Here is a 21,245-nt window from a genome sequence, read left to right on the forward strand (position 1 = left end):
GTAAGCCTCTTTTTAATTACTTAATTTTTAAATATTTTTACTTTGCCTGTTTTAGCAAAGTATGAAAAACCTGTTAAACCTGATATTTTACCCGTATTGGTAGGTATACTTTTAATATCAATGGTATGAGTTAAATAGTAGACGCATTGCGTACTTTCTGCATTGTACCTAACTAAAAAACTTACACTTTTTATTATCGATATTTCACTACTTAAGGTACTTCTTGGTGCATCTTGCAAAATTACATTTAATACTTGGCGGCATTTATTAGCATTTATAGCTTCTACACGAGTATCTTTTTTTTCTGTTTCGTCACTCGTTGGTGTACCTAACGATCCATCAACACCAACTATTACTCCTCCATAATTAACAAATGTTTTATTTGACCTACTATTCGGTCTTCCTTCTAATTCCCATTGACCTCTAACCATGCCAACAGCTGATGAGAAACTACCTGCAATCGCATCAACGCTCGCATTATGCGCTTGATTTTTAATACCTATATATTGAGGTATAGCAAAGCTCAAAATTACTGCCAGTAAAATCACAACAATAACTAACTCAAATAATGAGAAACCTTTTGAGTAAGCCTTTGATGCAATCACTTGGTTAATTACCTTTAATCGCTGACATCATGTTCCACATCGGCATAAAAATACCCAACGCTAAAATCAGCACCATAATGGCAACAAACACAGTTAAAATAGGTTCTATTTTTGCAGTTAAGCTTCGTAAGTCGTAATCAACTTCACGCTCATAATAATCAGCAGCCTCTTGTAATAGCTCATCAACCCGACCTGTTTCCTCTCCCACCGCTACCATTTGCAATACAAGCTGAGAAAACAGCTCAGAACTTTTCGACGCTCTGAGTAAACTATCGCCTTTTTCTATATCTTGGCGCATAGTAATAATCGCTTTTTCCATATAGCTATTATCTACGGCATGCGCTGTTAGCGATAATCCAGTGGTCATAGGCACACCAGAGCGTAATACCATAGCCAAACTTTGGCTGTAACGTGCAAGCAATGTCCGTTTTAAAATATCGCCAATAAATGGAATTTTTAATTTATATTGATCCCACTTAAAGCGCCCAGCATCTGTATTTAAATAGCGCTTCCAAGCGAATACAGAACCTATACCCATAACCAACAATAACCACCAGTAGTTAACAAAAAAACTGCTAGTGCCAATTAATATTTGTGTCATTAACGGCAATTCGGCATCAAACTTGGCAAACATGCTCGCAAAGGTAGGTATTACAAAAATATTCAAAATAACCATTGCTGCTACAAGAGCCAAAATAACAAAAGTGGGGTAGCGCATTGCTGCTTTTATTCGTTTGCGGGTTTCTTGCTCTTTTTCAAAATAAATAGCGAGTTGGTAAAATGCATCCTCTAATCGACCAGAACCTTCACCGACCATAACCATTGACACGGTTAAACGGCTAAATACTTCGTTATGTATCGCCATTGCACTGGATAAGTCACGGCCTTGTTCAAGCTGCCTAGTTACTTCCATCAACACATTTTTAAATTCTTTATTTTGTGTTGTATCTGCCAATCCAATCATTGCTCTTATAATTGGAATACCTGCTTTTAATAGCGAATACATTTGCCTAGAAAACATAATCATGTCGTCTAGCGTTATTTTTTCGACAAATAAATTATCGAAAATTTTAATATTATTTTTTGTTTCAACTAAAGAAATTGATATTGGTATAAATTGACGCTTCATTAAACTATCAGCTACGCCAGCTTGGTTACTCGCTTCTAATTGGCCTTTTACCAATACACCTTTGCTGTCTTTCGCTTTATAGTTATATAGTTGCATCAATATCCCCTACTATTTCTGGGATATATTCAGCCACTTTAAATACTTCATCTAAAGAGGTAATACCTTTCTTAGCGTAATTTAATGCCATAGCCGAGAGTGGTGAAAAGTTAGCACTATTTTTAGCAGCCTTTGCAAAGCCTTGTGTATCGTTAGCGCGCAATGCATCCATCATCGCATCATCCATTTCGAGCAACTCAAAAATACCTACACGCCCTTTATAACCAGTGTGATTACATGCTGTGCAACCTTGCCCCTTAGAAAATTGAGCATCTGTAATCTCTTCGCCTAAATATTTTAACCAACTTATTTCTTGGCGATCTGGCAAGTACGGTACTCTACAGTCATTACATACTCGCCTTACTAATCGCTGAGCAATAATCGCTCGCAGTGAACTTGCGACTAAGTAAGCCGGTGCACCCATGTCGATTAAGCGCATAGCGCTGGTAATTGCATCATTGGTATGTAACGTTGATAGTACTAGGTGGCCTGTTAAAGCGGCCCTTAATCCAATATCTACGGTTTCTTGGTCACGCATTTCGCCAACCATTATAATGTCAGGATCTTGCCTTAGAGCGGTCCGTAAAATACTGGCAAAACTTAGCCCTATTTTATTATTTATTTGTACCTGGTTAATACGACCAATACGATACTCAACGGGATCCTCTACTGTAATAATTTTACTTTCTTGTTGGTTTAACTCACTTAATGCACCATAAAGTGTGGTTGTTTTACCCGAGCCTGTTGGACCAGTAACTAAAACCATGCCATGTGGACGTTTTATAATGCTGCGTACACGTTTTAATATGTGTGCCGGCATGCCTGTTTCATCTAACGATAATAATCCTGCAGATTGATCAAGCAAACGCATTACAACTGATTCACCATGCTGAACCGGCATGGTAGATAGGCGCACATCAATACTATGGCTGCGCACTTTTATATTAAAGCGACCATCTTGAGGAAGGCGTTTTTCAGATATATCTAATCCTGACATAAGCTTTAAACGTAGCACTAGTGCCGATGCTATTTTTACTTGGTTAAGAGTGTGCTCTTGTAATATTCCATCTACACGTTGACGAATGCGAAGCAAACCTTCATCTGGCTCAATGTGAATATCAGATGCGCGAACTTGCACAGCATCCTCAAATATTGATTGCAGTAACTTTACAACGGTTGCATCGGATGTCTCATCACCTAAAGAGTTTAAATCAAACTCTTCTACGTCTTGATATTCTTCATGCAGTTGTGCTGCAAAGTTGGTAATTTCATCTGTACGACGATATACGTTGTCAAATGCAGCCATGATTTGGCTTTCTTGAACAACAGCTAAATCGATTCTTTTAGGTGCAAGCATAGTCGCAAGTTGATCAAGGCTCCTTAAATCAGCAGGATCGCTCATCCCGAGCAAAACAGAGTCACCATTGTCTTCGATTACTAATGCTCTGTAACGACGCGCATATACCTCAGATAAAAGCTTAGATACATCGTGTGAGATTTTTCGCTGTGATATATCTAAAAAAGGTACCTGTAATTGCTGCGCTAAAAAGCGTAATAATTGTGGTTCACTAATAAACTCAAGGGTAATAAGTGTCGAACCTAATTTACGACCAGTCGCCGCTTGAACATTTAATGCTTCACTTAGTTGCGCTTCGGTGATCATGTGTTCATGAACAAGTAAATCTCCCAAGCGCATTTTTAAACTAGGTCTCATACGGCCTCCTTTAGTGCAACTAAACGCTGTAATGCATGTTGGGTCATAGCTGTATTTAATCCACCTAAATCTAGAGCCACTTTATAAAGCTGTTTAGCATCGAGGTACTCTCCCAGTGCATCTTTTGAGGTTGCAAGTGCAAGCCACCACTTAGCTTGGCTAGGCTGGAGCTGTGTAAGATGTTTAAAGCTTTCAAGTGCTTTATGGTGCTTACTCGCACTTTGCGCAGCAGTACCTTGCAGCACCCAAAAATCAAGATTTGCTTGGGATTCAAATTCATCACTTAAAAGCAGTAATACTCCTTCATACTGTTGTTGCATAATGAGTATTTTGCTTAGCATTACACGCCATTCAAGTACGGTAGGATTTTGGCGAATACCCGCTTGCAAAACCTGTTGCGCCGAATTTATATCTTGTTGTTTAAAGTAAGTTGCAGCCAGTAAGTTTCGAGCTTCAACATGTAAAGGCGATTGCGCTAAAATAATGTTTAAATCACTAATGGCTTCGTTGTATAAGCCAAACTGTATTGCCTGTTTAGCTGCTGCTAATTGCTCGACTAATAAAGCCTGTGGTGACTTAGTTTCTGCTGCACTTTTGATCATAGTATTTTGTGGCTTAGTTTTAGTCACTGAAGTAATTTTTGGCTTGCTGACAATAACTTCGCTAGCCACCAACACATTATCTTTAGCTAGTGCAGGCCTTTGTTTAACCTCAGCAATTACAACTGGCTCAGCCGTTGGTTGAGAAACCAGTAATGTTGCTTCACTCAACTTGGATTCAGCTAAATCATTCACTTCTGGCTTTATTTGCTCAACTTGCACAACCTTCTTCACAACTTCTTGCTCAACTAAAGGCTCTACAGTGCTTTTTTCATCTTGAGAATCAGATAAATTAGAGCTCAAAACCGCGATCATTTTTTGCTGTGGTAAAACAGACTCACGTTGAGTTTCTTTTTCGTCGGCGGTCGGTAAATACAGGTATGCTAAAAAAATAACACCTAGCATAATAAGTAAAATTGCGGCTTTAAATACAATGTTTTTTACATCATATATTGGCTTTACGCTTATACCTTCTTGAATATTCACTTGTTTAGCTTCACGTTGCTCAATATTTTTAAGCATATTATTTATAACGCTCATAACCACTGCCTCCATACCCATATGGCAGCAATAGCTAAAACACTAAACATTAACGCGCTGTAGCTCCAATATTGACCGGTTCGATATTTTGCGCAGTCTTCGGTATCTTTTATGGCAAGCTGAATATGGCGATTTGTTATTGTATTTAACCCTTCACCGTAAGCTTGTAATAGTGCTTTGTGGCATAAAATATTAACTAATCTAGGAATTCCACGGCTTGCTCTGGCAATCTTAAGCCCCATACTATTATTAAATAAAGGAGGCCTATTAAATCCTGCAACTTGTAAACGGTGATTAATATAATAAACAACCTCAGCGCCAGTCATCGCCCGTAACTTATACGAAAAACTGATACGTTGGCGTAACTGCCTTACTTTATTATTTGCCAGTTTTTCATCAAGTTCAGGTTGCCCAAATAACACAACTTGAATTAGTTTTTCGCTTTCTGTTTCTAAGTTTGTAAATAATCTCAACGCTTCTAGAGTCTCCCAACTCAAGCATTGCGCCTCATCTATCAAAAGCACTACACGCTCATTATCTTCTTGTAAGTCGAGTAGGTGATGATTTATAAGCTGCCCTAATGCTTGTTGGTCCAATGCTTTATCTACATCCATACCCAGTTCAATTGCAATCGCCCATCTAAGCTCTTCTGGGCTTAAATAGGAATTAGGCAAATAAGCCACAATGTAATCTGGCTCAAGTTGGTTTAATAGCTTTCTACAAAGCAACGTTTTACCTGTGCCAACTTCACCGGTAACTTTAATAAACCCCTCACCCATTTCAATGGCTGTTGTTAGCACTTGCATCGCTTCGTGGTGCGGTTCAAGTGCACAAAAAAATTGTGTGTTAGGGGTTAACGTGAAAGGCATTTCACTTAAATTGAAAAAGCTTAAATACATGGTTAGTTTTCATACCATGTTTTTAAAAGCTGACGGCTTTCACCTTGTTGTTTTTTCCAAGTATCTGGCATAACAACAGTTGGTTTGATTAAAATAATCAGTTCTTTTTTCTCTTGGCGTTTACGAATACTTTTGAATAAGTTGCCAAATATGGGGATATCACCCAGCACGGGTGTTTTTGATTCTTCATCCTGTGTTGACGTTTGCATCAAACCACCAATAACCACTATTTCGCCACTTTGAGCGCGAATAACGGTATCTGATTCTCGAATGTTGCTTTGCGCTAGAGGTAACTCAAAACGTTGGTCATCTAAAGTAATTACTTTTAGCTGCTCTTCTGTTTCAGTTACTGAAGGGTGAACATGCAAAATGACTGAGCCGTACTTGTCAATTTGCGGCGTTACATCAAGCGCAATACCAGAAAAGAACGGCGTTAAATCAATCTCAGGCGAGGTAGTTGTAGCAGTACCCGTTACCGTCGTACTTGATACATTAGTAACAAAATATTCGTCTTGTCCTACTTTTATAACTGCTTTTTGGTTGTTTGTAGCCGTAACACGAGGGTTAGATAACATTTGCACATCACCTTGGGTTTCTAGCAAATTAATAACCCCGTTAAAGTCACCTTTTTGAATTGTCAGCGATGACGCTCCGCCAATGGCAGCCGAAATGCTATTACTAATTGTAGAACCCGCTGTTGTAGCAAACGAAATACCGCCTTCTAAACCACTGGCTATGCGCTCCCAGTTGACCCCTTGTTGGTACTCATCTTTTAAGGTTACTTCTATTATTTTTGCTTCTAGAATAACTTGGCGTTGCAGGTTTTCTTGGCTTTGACGTAAAAACTCTTTTAGCTGACTAATTTCGCTTGGTAATGCATTTACGGTTACCAAACTAGCTTGTGGGCTTGCAACAACATAGCGCCCATCGTTTGCGCCAATTAAAGACTTAAGGGCAACTTCTAATTCCTTCCAAAAATCGTTTTTATTAATTGTTTGGATTCGAGAACCGTTTAAATCTAAGCTTTGATTATCGCCGCCAAACTCACTATTTTGCTGGTTACTACTACCTGAACTTGAACCACTCGAACCACTGCCACTTTGTGCAAATTGACTCACCCCACCAGCAACAACACTCACTGTAGACTGACCATGGCGTTGCATCATTAAATAATTTACAGGTATTGTTTCTGTGCGCATTTTGGCTGGTAGTACTTGTACAATTCGTCCTTCATTAACAATATCTAAAGGATACATACGCTTAATAACATTAATGACTTCATTAAACGTAACGCTTTTAAGATTTAAATTAATTGTGCCATTTACCTCAGGATGCACAGCAACACTAAAAGGGGTATCGTCTGTTAAGCCTGCAAAAAAAGCGCCTATTTCAACATCATTTGCAGCGACATCAAAACGCTTGATAGATAAATCATCACTTATAGTTTGCTCATTATTTATAGATGACAATAAGCTTTGTGTAAGTTCGCTTGGCATTTGTAAAGGTGCAATTACTTTAGGCTCTGTAGGTCTTTCAGATAACTCTTGCTCTATATGAGTTTTAACCTCTTTACCTGGTTTAAAGCTATGGCACGCGGTTAAAAATGTAGGTAACAATAGAAGAACAAGCCACGGATGAGATAAATTATTTTTTAATTTCATAGTCATATAATTCTAATTTTATTTGTTTATCATCATTTGCTAACACAACCTGTTTTGCGTTAATGCTTAGCACCCGAAAATCATCTACAGCATCACCAACTCGATAAATATGGCCTGAAATAATAGCCTTAAATGCTGTACTGTTTTTAATAATAGATTGCAATTTAAATTTTGTACTTTGCTTAACTGGATTATTGTTACCCACGAACATATTTGGCTGAGTCGGATCGCGAAGTTGCGCAAGCGCACTCGGCGCAATAATGTAAAAAGCCAAAGTACAAATACTATAACGCGATAAATTTTTCATTAGCGCTCACTGTAGCAATTTGTAAAGTTAATTCAGCCTGAGGGTACTCTAGTACCTGATAACTAAACTCTTGTATTAATAACTTATCTTGATTATTCTTTAATGCGGCTAAATATTTTTGTAAGCTAAAGTAGCTACCTTGCAAAGTAACTACCATCTGATGCTCAAAAAATAATGTTTTCGTATCATGTTTACCTAGTTTTTCTACATCGATAGCCCGTGCTGGTTTTACATTAAAGCTACTCACTTTTACGTCGCTACTATCTACGAGCAAATCTTTTAAAACGGCAGGTACATTTTTAGCAGCTACAAAGCCTTGGCTAAAACTATTAAGTTGATTATTTATTTCGGCTAATTCATCTCTGGTTTGTGCAATTTGACCGCGTAAAACCTTAGTGTAGTCGTAGTTTAGTGCTTGGTTTAACATGGAGAGTTGCGCATTTATCTGCTGTAACTCTTGCAGCGTTGTATTGTGCTTTGAACGTATGTTGGCAACTTCATCTTGCTGTGGAAAAATAACAAACCACAGGCCAAGGTAAATCACCATGAATAAACCAACAAATAAGGTGGAATACTTCTCACGTTTTTGCAGCGATGCAAACTGAGCTTGGTATTTGACCCATAATGGCCAACCTTTATTTTTATTATTCTGGCTACTTGTTGTTTGGCTCATGGTTTATCGCCTTCATCACTAAGGTCTGTCGCTACATTAAATTCACTCACACCTGCTTGCGTAGATAACTCTAAAACTGAAAACTCTTTATCAATAAAAAATGGCGACTGTTTTAAATTATCAAACCAAATTGGTAAGAATTTTGATTGCGATGTTTGACCTTGAAGTGTCACACTTTGCCCTACAAACTTAATGTGGGTCAGCCAAATATTAGGTTCATGATACTTAGCTAAATCGTGCATTACCTGTGCGTAATCGGTTGCAGACTGATCTGAACTTTGCTCTAAATAGCTAAATATTTGCTGCTTGTGCAAAACCTCTTGCTGAAGTGTTTTTAGCTCATTAATAAAGAGTGTTTTATTTTGCTTCTCTGCTAACTGCTGTTTTACAACTTCTAACTGAGCTTTTCCTTGTTTGAGGTATTGCCTATTTTGTTCTAGATCAAGCTCACTAGAATATGTTTTATAACTGTAAAAAGCCCACGTGATTGCAATAATTAATAGCGCACCTAACCACAACGTAATCATTCCAGACAAAGGAACTGGGTCTCGCCGTACGCGTAAGGTTTTTTGATAAAAGTTAATCCGGGTTTTCATAGCACAGACTCAGGATCTGTTAATTGATAGGCTGCCCCAAGCGCATAATAAAAATTTGGCTCTAATTGCTGCGCTAATTCTAAGTTAGGCTCAAAATCTACAACTTTTACTTGTAAAAACTCTGCAAGCCCGGCTCTAAGAGTTAATGAAGATAAATCATCGCACTGTAACTGAATGCTGCGAATTGGTGGTTGCTTGAGCTGGCTTTCAAAAAAGTCCATAGAACGCTGAATTTCTAATCCTAACGCTTCTACCAATTCTTGGTTTTGATCTTTATCAGAAATACCTAAAAAACCATTTAATCGCCTAGCTAATACTAATTGCCCATCACGAATAATTAAGATTCGAGGTTCATGATTAGCATGTTGCACAATCAGCATATGCGCCTCTTTGTATGAGCCAAACAAGGTAACTAAAACCATTTCTTCAGAGGTCATTGCACGCAAAACAGGTTTAGTTTGTTCAAAACTGTCTATAAACGGAAGTAGTTGCAGCTTATTAGTAATAAACACATTCATTTTGCTGCTTTGCATCGGTAGCGTTATTGGATAATCGATAAAATCAGCAACAATATTTTCAGGGGCTATATCAACTAAATCTTTTGTAGTCCAAGGGAGTGATTGGATGATTTCTTCATCACTAAGGTTTGGTTTATCCATTTGCACTATTTGATAAAAGTAATGCGGTATAACTAAATTAACCGCACAAATGTCTGTAGAAACTTGATTTGTGCAAGCAACAATAGCAGCGGTATAATCGGCTTGTTCAGATACGTTGACACTATGTGAGCTGTGAACTATCCATTGGTCTCGTTGTTTTTTTAAACATACTGCGTTGACAGTATCTGCATAAGCAGCAACACCAATAGCTGTATTAGGATCCAAACTACGATTCAACCAAGAAAACAGCTTTTCTTTCATATAGCTACTATTGTTAATGATGTATTAACCAAGTGTCGTACATTTTACTTACTTTGCCAAGTTGAAAACTAATAAAAAATGCATAGAACATTCAAAATAAATGAAAATAAACATATACAACAAATAGATACGACGTTTCTAAAAAAGAGAAATATTTATTTAGGTGTAAAACGTGATGATTTACTTCATCCACTAATAAGTGGTAACAAATGGCGTAAATTAAAATACAATTTAGCACATATGCAAAAGATAAATAAAACAGAATTACTTACTTTTGGTGGTGCGTTTTCAAACCATATTCACGCCTGCGCAGCAGCAGGAAAAGAATTTAGCATTAAAACACATGCAATTATTCGCGGACCAGAACTTGATAACAACAACCCAACTATTCAATTTGCTAAGCAATGCGGTATGCACCTACATGTTGTTAACCGTATAGAATATCGAAAACGCCACGACATCGATTACCTTAATGCTCTGCAAGAGCGCTTTCCAAATGCTTATATTATTCCTGAAGGTGGTACAAATGAACATGCTTTATTAGGGTGTAAAGAGTTAGTACAAAGCTTACCTGAGCATAACTACTTAGTGTGCCCTACCGGTAGTGGTGGCACGCTTGCTGGATTAATAGAAGGCAGTGCTTCAACAACACAAGTGATTGGTGTAGCAGTATTAAAACAAGCTAATTATTTAAATGAAGAAATAAAAAAGCTGAGCGCTAAAGCTAATAATCAAAACAACTGGCAGTTACTCACAGAGTTTCATGGTGGTGGCTATGGTAAGTTTTCACCTGAGTTATGGCAGTTTTGCCAAGATATGAGTCGCACACATAATCTACCGCTTGAACCTATTTACAGCGGAAAAATGATGTATGCATTGTGGCAACTTATTGAGCAAGATTATTTCCCATCTGGGAGTAAAATTATTGCGGTTCATACTGGCGGGCTTCAGGGCTTGAATGGACTTAAATATAGAGGGTTAATTTAATTAAATACCGCTTGCGTAAACTCTTGAAGTGGCTCGGAAAAGTAAAACCCTTGAGCTCCGACCACTCCCAATTTGGCAAGCGTAAATAACTCTTTTTTAGTTTCTACACCAACGGCATATACAGGTAAATTTAAAAGGTTTGCGGCTTCAACTATCTTTTTTATTTGCCTTTGATTTTGAGTTTTTTCATTTAATAAATGAATTAGTTCGTATGATAATTTAAGCCCGCATACTTGGTTATAATTAGCTAATACAGCTACTTTCTCACTACTTTTTACATTATCAATCACAACTTGTGAACGGTTTTTTTTAATTACATTAAGTGCATGAGTTATCGATTCTCTATGGATAAAAAATTCTGCCTCACTTATTTCAAATTGTAATTTAGCACTTAATTTAAGCTCTGCTATTTGACTAGGTAGCCACTCCCAAAATACATTATTAAACCAGTTTTTAGGGTGTAGATTTACACTAACTGTTTGGCCCGAAGGTTCACTCAGCATTAGCTTTTTGACTTGTGTTATTACTGCTTTATCTAATATTAAAGCATCTTGATTACTATAAACCTGATTAATAAAATAACGAGCAGCTAGTAGGCCAAGTTGGCTATGCCTAACTCTGATAAGAGCTTCATGTTCTAAAATTTCCCCACTAGAGAGCTCAAATAAAGGCTGGAAGAATAATATAAATTTATTCTTTTTAATATTTTCGATAACTTGCTTACTAGAAAGTGCTTTTTCTTGGCAATAATTTAATGCTAAGCGGTGAAAGTGCTGTATTAAGCTGTTTTGCGATAACGCGAGTGCTGATTTTGCTAACTGATAAACCGCAATTTGATCTGCGCCTAATCGATAGTCGCACGCACCTATTTTAATGTTTCTATGAGTCATATTTTTTTGATGATTTTGACATATTAAAAACACATTTTGATGGAGCTTTTCAACGTAGCTATCGAACTCGCTGATAGAGACGTTTGGTAAGGTAACCGCTAAGTAACTAGTGTTTAGTATTTTTACCGACACATTTTTAATTTCGGATAATTTTTTAGTGATTAAGACGCTAAGACTGGCTTCTTTATCAAAGTTACAATCACATTCAATAAGTAAAAATAAGTTATGTGATGCTGTATTAATCCCATACAAAGAACTTAAATCACATTTTTTTACCTGTTGGATTAGTTGAGTATTTTTATGCTTATGTTGAATAATTTTAGTCGGCTGTATAACTGTATTTTTAAGCATTACTTTACGGTTTACTTTTAACAGCCCCCACCAGCGATAAGACCAGCCAGCGGCGCCTAATATGATCAAGTTTAGCAATATAAATAAGTAACTTTGTGTTACCCAAACAGGATAGTGATAGAGGCTCAAACTTAATGTTTTGTAAGAAAATACTTCGCGCTCTATATTCACTAAATGCCTAAAATGCTCTGCTGGTTTTGGCACTTCCAACACAAAACCTTCACTTTTAGCTAATGAGGCCAACACTTCATTTTTTATAGAAGGAGATAAATTCAGCTCGTAAACGTGTTTAACAAACTGCTGCCCAGAAGCATGAACTTTTTGATGTAATGCATCATTTAGAACCAAATTAAAACTAATAAGTATCATCAAAAATAAGACAAAAGAGATACCTTTGAAGTACTTTAAAAGCAAGATTTTACTCTTTTGCATAGCCTACCACTCGTTAAATTATTAACTAAAGTGTTGTTCAATATCTATAGAAGTACAAGGCTGTAAACTAAGTTTAAACGTTTATTAATAGCGCTAAACAAAAACACTCTGATAAACGAGAACTTACAAAAACAAACAACTATGCCCTTTATTTTATAAATAGATTAAATTTAATCCTCAAGCTTAAGCACATTTTAATACCTATTGAGGTTGTGATTGTGCAACATAACAGCCATTCATCTACCCTAGTTAAACCAATGGCGAGTTTTGTTTGAAGTGTGCGACACTAAGCTATGTACTTTACTTATAGTTAGTGACCCATTAACTTCTGACATTAATAATTCAACCTTTGCTGAAATAAACATATGGGGAAAAGAATGTATGAGATTTCATATAGCAACCGGTGAGTCAAATTCTATTGTATGAATTGTCTTTTAAGTTCTTAAAAATAGGCTCAAGCAACGGGAGACATTACGATAGGTACTTAATATGAATAATTATTAAATCACTTTAATGGCTCAGCTATTTATTTAAACAGCGGATTATAGTTTCACGTAGATTTTGCGCTTTAATAGGCTTTGCAACATGGGCGTTCATGCCAATGGATAAGTATCGTGTAATATCATCTTTCATAACATTAGCTGTTAAAGCAATTATTGGAATATTTGCGATTGCTTTGTCACTATCGCTACGAATAATTTTACTCGCCTCAACCCCGTCCATAATAGGCATATGAATATCCATCAAAATAATATCGTACGATTGTGATTTCACGGCTTGAATACATTCTAATCCATTGTCAACCAAGTAAATTTGAGCATCAGCCTTCTCTAGTATGTTTGTAACGATTAGTTTATTGATCGAGTTATCTTCCACAACTAATATTTTGATACCTGCTAGCGGCTTTTCACTTACTGAATTTACTACAGGCACTTCATTCAGAGAGCCTACTACTTTACTTTCAATCGCCTCATACAAAACACTCGTGTATACAGGTTTCTGCAAAATAGTTTTTATACTTACTTTTTTGGCTCCATTATTTAGTAAAATTTCGTCACTCATTATAAGCACAATAGTGTTGGCATAAAGTTGAGGGTTAATATTAAAAATGCGTATTAAAAAAGCTTCGCTACTCATTGATGGCATTGCCCAGTCGACAATAATAACTTTAAATTTATCTTTATTTTGTTCAACAATATCAATAGCTTGTTTGGCAGATTGACAGGCCGTACATACTAACCCCATAGCCGTTAGCTGATTTTCAATTACCTTAAGATCATCTTCATTATCATCTACAATTAATACTTCAAACACATCAGTAAAAGTTAGGTCGGGAGTGTTATCAATTAACGCTTGGTTATTCAGTTTCACCTTAATTGAAGCTATAAATTCACTACCTACACCTTGAGTACTTTTTACCGTTATATCTCCCCCCATCGATTGGCATAAACGCTTACTTATAGTTAAGCCTAAACCTGTGCCGCCAAACTTCCTGGTTGTAGAGCTGTCAGCTTGAGTAAAAGATTCAAATAAATCGGCAAGGCTTTGCTCGGCAATGCCAATACCTGAATCTTTAACAATAAAATACAAACAAACACTCTTAGGATCGGCTAATGATCTTTTTGATTCTATTAATACCGATACAAGGCCCTGCGTAGTAAATTTAATTGCGTTAGAGCATAAATTTAGCAGTACTTGGTTTATTCGAACTACATCACCAATTAAATTGAGTTTGACCTCTTCACCAATGACAATATCAAATGTGATCCCTTTGCTTTGAGCTAGCTCATCAAAAGTTGCTTTGATGTAGTCAACAACCGAATTTACAGAAAAAGGAAATTCTTCAAGGTTAATGTTTCCAGACTCAATTTTTGAAAAATCTAAAATATCGTTAATAACTACAAGGAGTTGATCTGAAGAATATTTAATTTTATTTAAATAATGCTCATATTCCCCAGGCAAACCTTTTTCGAGCAAAATGTTGGTTAAGCCAATAATCCCACTCATAGGCGTTCTAATTTCATGACTCATATTTGCTAAAAATTCAGACTTAGCGGATGTCAGCTTTTCGGCCTCATCTTTGGCTTGCAACAGTTCTTCAGTACGCTGATCAACGCGAGACTCTAATCTTTGCTTTTCTTCATCAAGCTCTTTTAAAAGTTGGATGCGGCGCTGATTTAAAAACAATACGAAAACTAAAAAGCTGCTAAGAATACAGATAATCGCAGTAGCGCTATAAATCAATGTTTTATTTTGCTCAAAATAGGTTGGCTCGTAATAAGATATAATCGACTTTTCTGGCAAGCTTTGTGAAGCTATATCGAACTTGTTTAATTGACGCCAATCGTAAGCATAAACACTTAGTTCTTCACCACTGATTGCACTTAGGCTTTTATTTTCATTGTATAAAATTATCGAATCGGCAATACATGCGCCTATTTGTTCACCCGACAACACATACCCACCAACAACACCTGAACCTAATAGTACCTCCCAATAACTAAAAACGGGCGCTGAACTTGCTTTTGCTAATCGCTCTACTAGCTGATAAGGGCTAAGAGATTTATTATCGTAATACCTGAAAATGGGTGTAAACAATATAATTGAATCATCTGGCGCATTTTTTATTCTAGTGAGTAGCTCTGGCATTGAAAGATCAAACCACTTTTCTACGTCTAAATACGAAAAGTCACGGTTAATAACCGAAAATAGCCCTCGATAAAAGCTCATCCCAATATCATTTTTTGTATCTAATATAACGATTAATTTTTTAGGCTTCATTAAATTAACAGCGCTTGCTGTTGCTTGCGCGTAGTCTAATTTAGCTTGGATCACTGCTCCATTGGTGCTTTCAGGTAAACTAAATTGAGCGCCTGGTTCTAAATATATTCTTGGAGCATTTATAAAAAAATCATCTAATTGCGATAAAAGTACAGCTGCAGAAGGCGACTGAGTAACAATGATATCTATATGCTTATTTTTATATTTTTGCTTAAGGTAGTCCTTCATTAACTGTTTTTGATTTGCTTCATCAAAGCGGTTTACATCCATATTTTCAACGAAGAGTTCATAACTAAAAGAACGTTCTATAAGTTTTTTACGCAGTCCAGAATCAACACTTTTGTGCCAAGGCATATCTTGGTTTGTTGAATTTATAAATAAAACATGAGTAACATTTGAAGAAGGTTGAGCGTTTGAAATTGGACTCACAAATTGAAAAACAAGAAATAAAAATAAGATATTAGTTTTCATGTTTCTCATTGTGTAATCAAGGTAAAAGTCTTTTAATGGTAAGTGTTAACGATATATATATCAATTAAATAAAATGTAAATACCACCATAATTTAACATGTTTACTAATACTATTTCATTTTATTGCTTAATGACGATATTCATTGATAGTTCTGGGTTGCCCTCACTACACAGCTCGTATAAAAAAGCCCCGTATGAACGGGGCTTTTCTATAATAAATCTTTACACTGTAAAGGTTGGAAAACTAAAAAGGGATATCGTCGTCAAAATCAATGGTTGGCTCCATTGGGTTTGATGCGCCACCTTGCGGAGCACTATGTGGTTTAGGAGCGAAACCACCTTGCTGTTGTGGTGCACTTTTTTGCTGTGGTGCATAACCACCTTGCGGCTGATATTGATTACTTTGCTGCTGTGGTGCTGGAGCCGGTTTTGGTTGTGCTGCTGGTGCGGTTTGTTGCTGCGGATTATAGCCACTTTGCTGTGCAGCTTGGCCTTGGTTATTTTGACCGTAACCACCGCTTTGTTGACCACCTTGCGGCTGATTACCTTGGTAACCACCACCTTGTTGTCCACCTTGCGGCTGATTACCTTGGTAACCACCACTTTGCTGATCGCCACCACGTGCGCCTAACATTTGCATTTGACCAGTAAAGCCATCTACAACTATTTCTGTAGTGTATTTTTCTTGGCCTTGTTGATCGGTCCACTTACGTGTTTGAAGCTTACCTTCAACATAAATTTGTGAACCTTTACGACAATATTCACCAACAATTTCAGCTAATTTGCCAAAGAACACAACACGATGCCACTCAGTTTTATCAACCATTTGGCCAGTGTTTTTATCTTTATAGCTATCCGAAGTTGCTAAGGTAATATTTGCTACACCATTGCCGTTAGGCATATAACGAACTTCAGGATCTTGCCCTAAATTACCAACCAAAATTACTTTGTTCACACCGCGTGCCATGGAACCATCTCCTATAAATGTTAGATTAAACCAGCTACTTTACGTGCTTGGTCTAGGTCAAATTCTTTATCATTAATCTTTAAATAGCTGCGACTTTCATCGCGAACCACAGTTGCTTCTATTACGCCTGGTAAAGCAACTAACTGAGAAGCAAGTGTTTGAGCATGCTCTTCAGAATCTAATTTGGTCATTAAACTAATAACTTTACTTTTGGGTGGGACTTGCATTTTCCACGCAATAATAAGCCATATTAACCCAACAAGTGCCGCTGCCGCAAACACAGCTTGCGTCGTTGTAGTTTGTGCTACATAACCACCTAACATACCGCCTAAAAAGGCGCCTAAAAACTGACTAGATGAGTAGCCACCCATTGCTGAACCTTTTTGGCTTGCAGGTGCTATTCGCGATACAAGCGCAGGCATAGTGGCTTCTAAAAAGTTAAACGCCACAAAATAAAGCAGCATACACACAGCAATGCCTACTACACTATTAACCCATACCGACATTGCTAGCATACTAATAGTTAACAAGGCTACTGAGCCAATAAATGCTTGTTTTTCTTTCTCTTTTTTAATGGCCACAATCATTATTGGTACCATTAATAAAAATGCTAAAAATAGCACTGGAATATATAAATACCAGTGATGGTCGGCAACTAAGCCATCTTTAATTAATTGACTCGGCAGTACGACAAATATTGTGGTTAGCGTTAAGTGTAATAGCAATACACCTGCATTTAATCGTGCTAACTGAGGGTGCTTAATTAGTTTTTTTATGTCGCTAAAGCTTGCTAATGTATCGCCTTTGGGCGCTTTATTTACCGCATTTGGCACTAGCATAGTCACTATAAATATACCAAAAACAGCTAAAATAGCAGTCAACCAAAATACACCCGCAATACCCCACGAAGCTGCAACAATTGGCCCAAGTAGCATAGCAAAGGCAAAGCTCATTCCTATGCTCATACCAATAACGGCCATTACCTTTGGTCGTTGCTCATCGCGGCTTAAATCTGAAGCAAACGCGAGTAGTGCACTGGCTATTGCGCCCATACCTTGTAGAGCGCGGCCTACGGTAACCATTTGAATAGAGTCAGCTAATGCAGCAACTACAGAGCCAATAGCAAATACGACTAAACCACCAACAATAACCTTTTTACGACCAATTTTATCGGATAATCGACCCATAGGTATTTGCAATACGGCTTGCGTTAAACCATACGCACCAATGGCAAAACCAATCCAAATAGGCGAAAAACCTTCAAGCGATTGTCCATAAATAGCCAATACAGGCATCAGCATAAACAAGCCGAGCATTCTAAATGCAAACACACTCGCCAGCGATACTGCGGCGCGTTTTTCTCGTGAATTAAGTGAAGATGCGGTCATTATCTGCGTGATCTTACTCTATGAAAAATTGAGGTTGGGATTCTACCATAAGCTTGGCAATAATTAATCGCCTATAAGTAAGGATTTTTCATTGATCAAGGATTAATATTGCTTCGTATTATGCGATACTGAGTAAATAATTTTGGTAATAAACGAGATAGCATGGAAAACATTGAAGTCCGAGGCGCCCGTACGCATAATTTAAAAGACATCAGCCTAACCATCCCACGTGATAAATTAATAGTTATTACTGGTCTATCTGGTTCGGGGAAGTCATCACTTGCATTTGATACACTTTATGCAGAAGGACAACGCCGGTATGTTGAATCACTCTCTGCGTATGCAAGACAATTTTTATCGCTTATGGAAAAGCCTGATGTAGATCACATCGAAGGCCTCTCTCCTGCAATTTCTATTGAGCAAAAATCAACGTCTCATAACCCACGATCAACTGTGGGTACTATTACCGAAATTTACGATTATTTACGACTTATGTTTGCCCGCGTTGGCGAACCACGATGCCCTACACATGATTTACCACTTGCTGCGCAAACAGTTAGTCAAATGGTAGATACTGTTTTGGCTCTACCTGAAGGCAGTAAATTAATGCTGCTTGCGCCAATAGTAAAAGAGCGTAAAGGTGAGCATGTTAAGTTATTAGAGCAGCTATCAAGCCAAGGTTATATTCGCGCCCGTATAGACGGTGAAGTATGTGACTTGTCTGATCCACCAACACTTGAGCTTCATAAAAAACATACAATAGAAGTTGTTGTAGACAGATTTAAAGTAAAAGATGGCTTACAACAACGCTTAGCAGAATCGTTTGAAACCGCGCTTGAGATGTCCAATGGCGTTGCACATGTAGCATACATGGATGATAGCAGCGCTGAAGAAATTCTATTCTCAGCAAACTTTGCCTGCCCTACTTGTGGCTATGCAATGACTGAGCTAGAACCGCGTTTGTTTTCGTTTAATAACCCTGCAGGTGCGTGCCAAACCTGTGATGGTTTAGGTATACGTCAATATTTTGATCCTAATCGCGTAGTGCATAACCCAGAGTTAAGCCTTGCTGGCGGTGCTATTAAAGGCTGGGATAAACGCAGTTTTTATTACTATCAAATGCTACAAGCCGTTGCGGAGCATTATAGCTTTGATTTAGATGTGCCTTATCAAGATTTAGACAGCGACTCGAAAAAAATTATTTTAGATGGCTCTGGTAGCACTAAAATTGCATTTAATTACCGTAACGACCGTGGCGATTTAATTACGCGCAATCATGAGTTTGAAGGCGTGCTAAACAACATGAATCGCCGCTACCGCGAAACTGAGTCAAACTCAGTACGCGAAGAACTTGCTAAATACCAAACAAGCCAAGCATGTCCTAGCTGTAATGGCTCGCGTTTACGCGAAGAATCTCGAAATGTATTTATTGGAAAAACCAACTTACCTGCAATCACGTGCATGAGCATTGGTGAAGCTATGGAATTTTTTGAAGGATTAACGCTAACCGGACAAAAAGGCCAAATAGCTGAAAAAATATTAAAAGAAATTCGCGACCGTTTATCGTTTTTAATTAACGTTGGCCTAAATTACTTATCACTTGAGCGCAGCGCCGACACACTATCAGGTGGTGAAGCTCAGCGTATTCGCTTAGCAAGCCAAATTGGTGCAGGCCTTGTAGGTGTAATGTACGTACTAGATGAGCCATCTATTGGGCTGCATCAACGCGATAACGACCGCTTATTACAAACACTGGTCCATTTGCGCGACTTAGGTAACACCGTTATTGTGGTAGAGCACGATGAAGATGCTATTCGTGCCGCTGACCATATTATTGATATTGGCCCAGGCGCGGGTGTTCATGGTGGGCATATTATTGCTCAAGGTACACGCGACGATATTTTAGCAAGCAAAGAGTCTGTTACGGGCCAATTTTTATCTGGCGTACGTAGAATAGAAATACCAAAAGAACGTCACCCAACGAACGACAAATGGCTAGAGCTATTTGGCGCAACGGGTAATAATCTTAAAAATGTGGATTTAAAAATCCCATTTGGTTTAATGACCTGTGTGACAGGTGTATCGGGCTCAGGTAAATCAACGTTAATAAACGACACTTTGTTTAAACTTGCTCATACAGAGTTAAATGGCGCAACAACTGCCGAAGCAGCACCGTATAAATCAATTAGTGGTTTAGATCATTTTGATAAAGTGATCGATATTGATCAAAGCCCGATTGGTCGTACTCCGCGTTCAAACCCGGCAACCTACACAGGTATATTTACCGGTATTCGTGAGTTATTTGCAGGCACCCAAGAAGCGCGCTCACGTGGTTATAAAGTTGGTCGCTTTAGCTTTAACGTTAAAGGCGGACGCTGTGAAGCGTGCCAAGGTGACGGCTTGATTAAAGTTGAAATGCACTTTTTACCTGATGTGTATGTACCGTGTGATGTATGTAAGAGTAAGCGCTATAACCGTGAAACGCTCGAAGTACAATACAAAGGTAAAAACATACACCAAGTGCTTGAGATGACTGTTGAAGATGCGCATGATTATTTTGATAAAATACCGGCTATTGCCCGCAAGCTTAAAACATTAATGGACGTTGGTTTATCTTATGTCCGCTTAGGACAAGCCGCTACGACTCTCTCTGGTGGTGAGGCGCAACGTGTAAAACTAGCGCGCGAGCTATCAAAGCGCGATACAGGTAAAACACTCTACATATTAGATGAGCCAACAACAGGCTTACACTTTGCTGATATTGAACAGCTGCTTGTTGTACTTCATCGCCTGCGCGATCACGGCAATACAATTGTTGTTATTGAGCACAACCTCGATGTTATTAAAACAGCAGACTGGGTTATCGATTTAGGACCTGAAGGCGGTGCTGGCGGTGGTGAAATACTCATTGCAGGCACGCCAGAAGAAGTAGCCGAATGTGAGCGTTCACATACTGGGCATTACCTAAAACCTCTATTAAGTAAATAGAGGTTTTGCTTACCCACCATAAGGAAAGTCGGTGTTAAGTACTTTAGAGTTATAAAGTGGCGGGCAAATAAGCTTCTATATAAAATATAACTCAATTAATCAGTATTATATAAAAAATGCCGCTTAGTAAAGCTAACACCGATCAGTTAAGGTATTTTTGATCGGTTGACCGATCTTTTGGTTGCTTCACAATACCCTTATCATCTTTTGATTATGAGGGTATTTTTATGCTCAGTCATTGGTTACTTGAT

16 protein-coding genes are annotated in these 21,245 nt (G+C 37.8%); 2 read left to right on the top strand and 14 right to left on the bottom strand.

Going from position 1 to position 21,245, the window contains the following annotated elements:
- Positions 1 to 20: 20 nt before the first annotated feature.
- Genes I6F40_RS04030 through I6F40_RS04075 form a run of 10 tightly spaced genes read right to left on the bottom strand, consistent with a single transcriptional unit; the run spans position 21 to position 9,739 of the window.
- Positions 21 to 605, bottom strand: a complete 585-nt coding sequence (locus I6F40_RS04030; RefSeq protein WP_166378440.1) for a pilus assembly FimT family protein — start codon at positions 603 to 605, stop codon at positions 21 to 23.
- A 4-nt stretch (positions 606 to 609) separates the two neighbouring features.
- Positions 610 to 1,830 (bottom strand): type II secretion system F family protein, encoded by a 1,221-nt coding sequence (locus I6F40_RS04035; protein WP_166378442.1) that lies wholly within the window; start codon positions 1,828 to 1,830, stop codon positions 610 to 612.
- Complete coding sequence (locus tag I6F40_RS04040) at positions 1,817 to 3,544, bottom strand: GspE/PulE family protein (protein ID WP_166378444.1); 1,728 nt, start codon at positions 3,542 to 3,544, stop codon at positions 1,817 to 1,819. Before I6F40_RS04040 ends, I6F40_RS04035 begins: the two co-directional genes overlap by 14 nt.
- Positions 3,541 to 4,683, bottom strand: coding sequence for a tetratricopeptide repeat protein (locus tag I6F40_RS04045; protein ID WP_166378446.1), 1,143 nt, complete (start codon positions 4,681 to 4,683; stop codon positions 3,541 to 3,543). Before I6F40_RS04045 ends, I6F40_RS04040 begins: the two co-directional genes overlap by 4 nt.
- The gene (locus tag I6F40_RS04050) at positions 4,680 to 5,582 is read right to left on the bottom strand and encodes an ExeA family protein (protein ID WP_007586321.1); all 903 of its coding nucleotides are present in this window, start codon (positions 5,580 to 5,582) and stop codon (positions 4,680 to 4,682) included. The genes I6F40_RS04045 and I6F40_RS04050 overlap by 4 nt, the downstream gene beginning before the upstream one ends.
- A 2-nt stretch (positions 5,583 to 5,584) precedes the next feature.
- Complete coding sequence (mshL, locus tag I6F40_RS04055) at positions 5,585 to 7,243, bottom strand: pilus (MSHA type) biogenesis protein MshL (protein ID WP_166378462.1); 1,659 nt, start codon at positions 7,241 to 7,243, stop codon at positions 5,585 to 5,587.
- Complete coding sequence (locus tag I6F40_RS04060; RefSeq protein ID WP_166378448.1) at positions 7,227 to 7,550, bottom strand: DUF2867 domain-containing protein; 324 nt, start codon at positions 7,548 to 7,550, stop codon at positions 7,227 to 7,229. Before I6F40_RS04060 ends, mshL begins: the two co-directional genes overlap by 17 nt.
- Positions 7,528 to 8,223 (bottom strand): agglutinin biogenesis protein MshJ, encoded by a 696-nt coding sequence (locus I6F40_RS04065; protein ID WP_166378450.1) that lies wholly within the window; start codon positions 8,221 to 8,223, stop codon positions 7,528 to 7,530. The genes I6F40_RS04060 and I6F40_RS04065 overlap by 23 nt, the downstream gene beginning before the upstream one ends.
- On the bottom strand, positions 8,220 to 8,819 hold the full coding sequence (locus I6F40_RS04070; RefSeq protein ID WP_225305713.1) for a PilN domain-containing protein: 600 nt from the start codon (positions 8,817 to 8,819) through the stop codon (positions 8,220 to 8,222). Before I6F40_RS04070 ends, I6F40_RS04065 begins: the two co-directional genes overlap by 4 nt.
- Positions 8,816 to 9,739 (bottom strand): MSHA biogenesis protein MshI, encoded by a 924-nt coding sequence (locus I6F40_RS04075; protein WP_166378452.1) that lies wholly within the window; start codon positions 9,737 to 9,739, stop codon positions 8,816 to 8,818. The genes I6F40_RS04070 and I6F40_RS04075 overlap by 4 nt, the downstream gene beginning before the upstream one ends.
- A 78-nt stretch (positions 9,740 to 9,817) precedes the next feature.
- On the opposite strand from I6F40_RS04075, the gene I6F40_RS04080 reads away from it, so the two are divergent.
- The gene (locus I6F40_RS04080) at positions 9,818 to 10,726 is read left to right on the top strand and encodes a 1-aminocyclopropane-1-carboxylate deaminase/D-cysteine desulfhydrase (protein ID WP_166378454.1); all 909 of its coding nucleotides are present in this window, start codon (positions 9,818 to 9,820) and stop codon (positions 10,724 to 10,726) included.
- Here the strand turns inward: I6F40_RS04080 and I6F40_RS04085 are convergent.
- The 4 genes from I6F40_RS04085 to I6F40_RS04100 all read right to left on the bottom strand — a co-directional run bounded on the left by I6F40_RS04085 (position 10,723) and on the right by I6F40_RS04100 (position 18,006).
- On the bottom strand, positions 10,723 to 12,336 hold the full coding sequence (locus tag I6F40_RS04085) for an EAL domain-containing protein (RefSeq protein ID WP_231609294.1): 1,614 nt from the start codon (positions 12,334 to 12,336) through the stop codon (positions 10,723 to 10,725). The two genes, I6F40_RS04080 and I6F40_RS04085, sit on opposite strands and share 4 nt — an antisense overlap.
- A 585-nt stretch (positions 12,337 to 12,921) precedes the next feature.
- A complete protein-coding gene (locus tag I6F40_RS04090) occupies positions 12,922 to 15,651 on the bottom strand; it encodes a response regulator (protein WP_197192528.1) in 2,730 nt (909 codons plus the stop codon).
- A 244-nt stretch (positions 15,652 to 15,895) separates the two neighbouring features.
- Positions 15,896 to 16,618: a single-stranded DNA-binding protein gene (gene ssb / locus I6F40_RS04095; RefSeq protein WP_121954966.1), complete on the bottom strand. Its 723-nt coding sequence runs from the start codon at positions 16,616 to 16,618 to the stop codon at positions 15,896 to 15,898.
- A 20-nt stretch (positions 16,619 to 16,638) separates the two neighbouring features.
- Positions 16,639 to 18,006 (bottom strand): MFS transporter, encoded by a 1,368-nt coding sequence (locus I6F40_RS04100; RefSeq protein WP_010553785.1) that lies wholly within the window; start codon positions 18,004 to 18,006, stop codon positions 16,639 to 16,641.
- A gap of 162 nt (positions 18,007 to 18,168) precedes the next feature.
- Here I6F40_RS04100 and uvrA point away from each other — a divergent pair, with 162 nt between their 5' ends.
- The gene (uvrA, locus tag I6F40_RS04105) at positions 18,169 to 20,994 is read left to right on the top strand and encodes an excinuclease ABC subunit UvrA (RefSeq protein WP_121954967.1); all 2,826 of its coding nucleotides are present in this window, start codon (positions 18,169 to 18,171) and stop codon (positions 20,992 to 20,994) included.
- Positions 20,995 to 21,245: the final 251 nt, after the last annotated feature.

Source organism: Pseudoalteromonas sp. SWXJ133 (assembly GCF_015864365.1).
GTDB classification, from domain to species: domain Bacteria; phylum Pseudomonadota; class Gammaproteobacteria; order Enterobacterales; family Alteromonadaceae; genus Pseudoalteromonas; species Pseudoalteromonas arctica.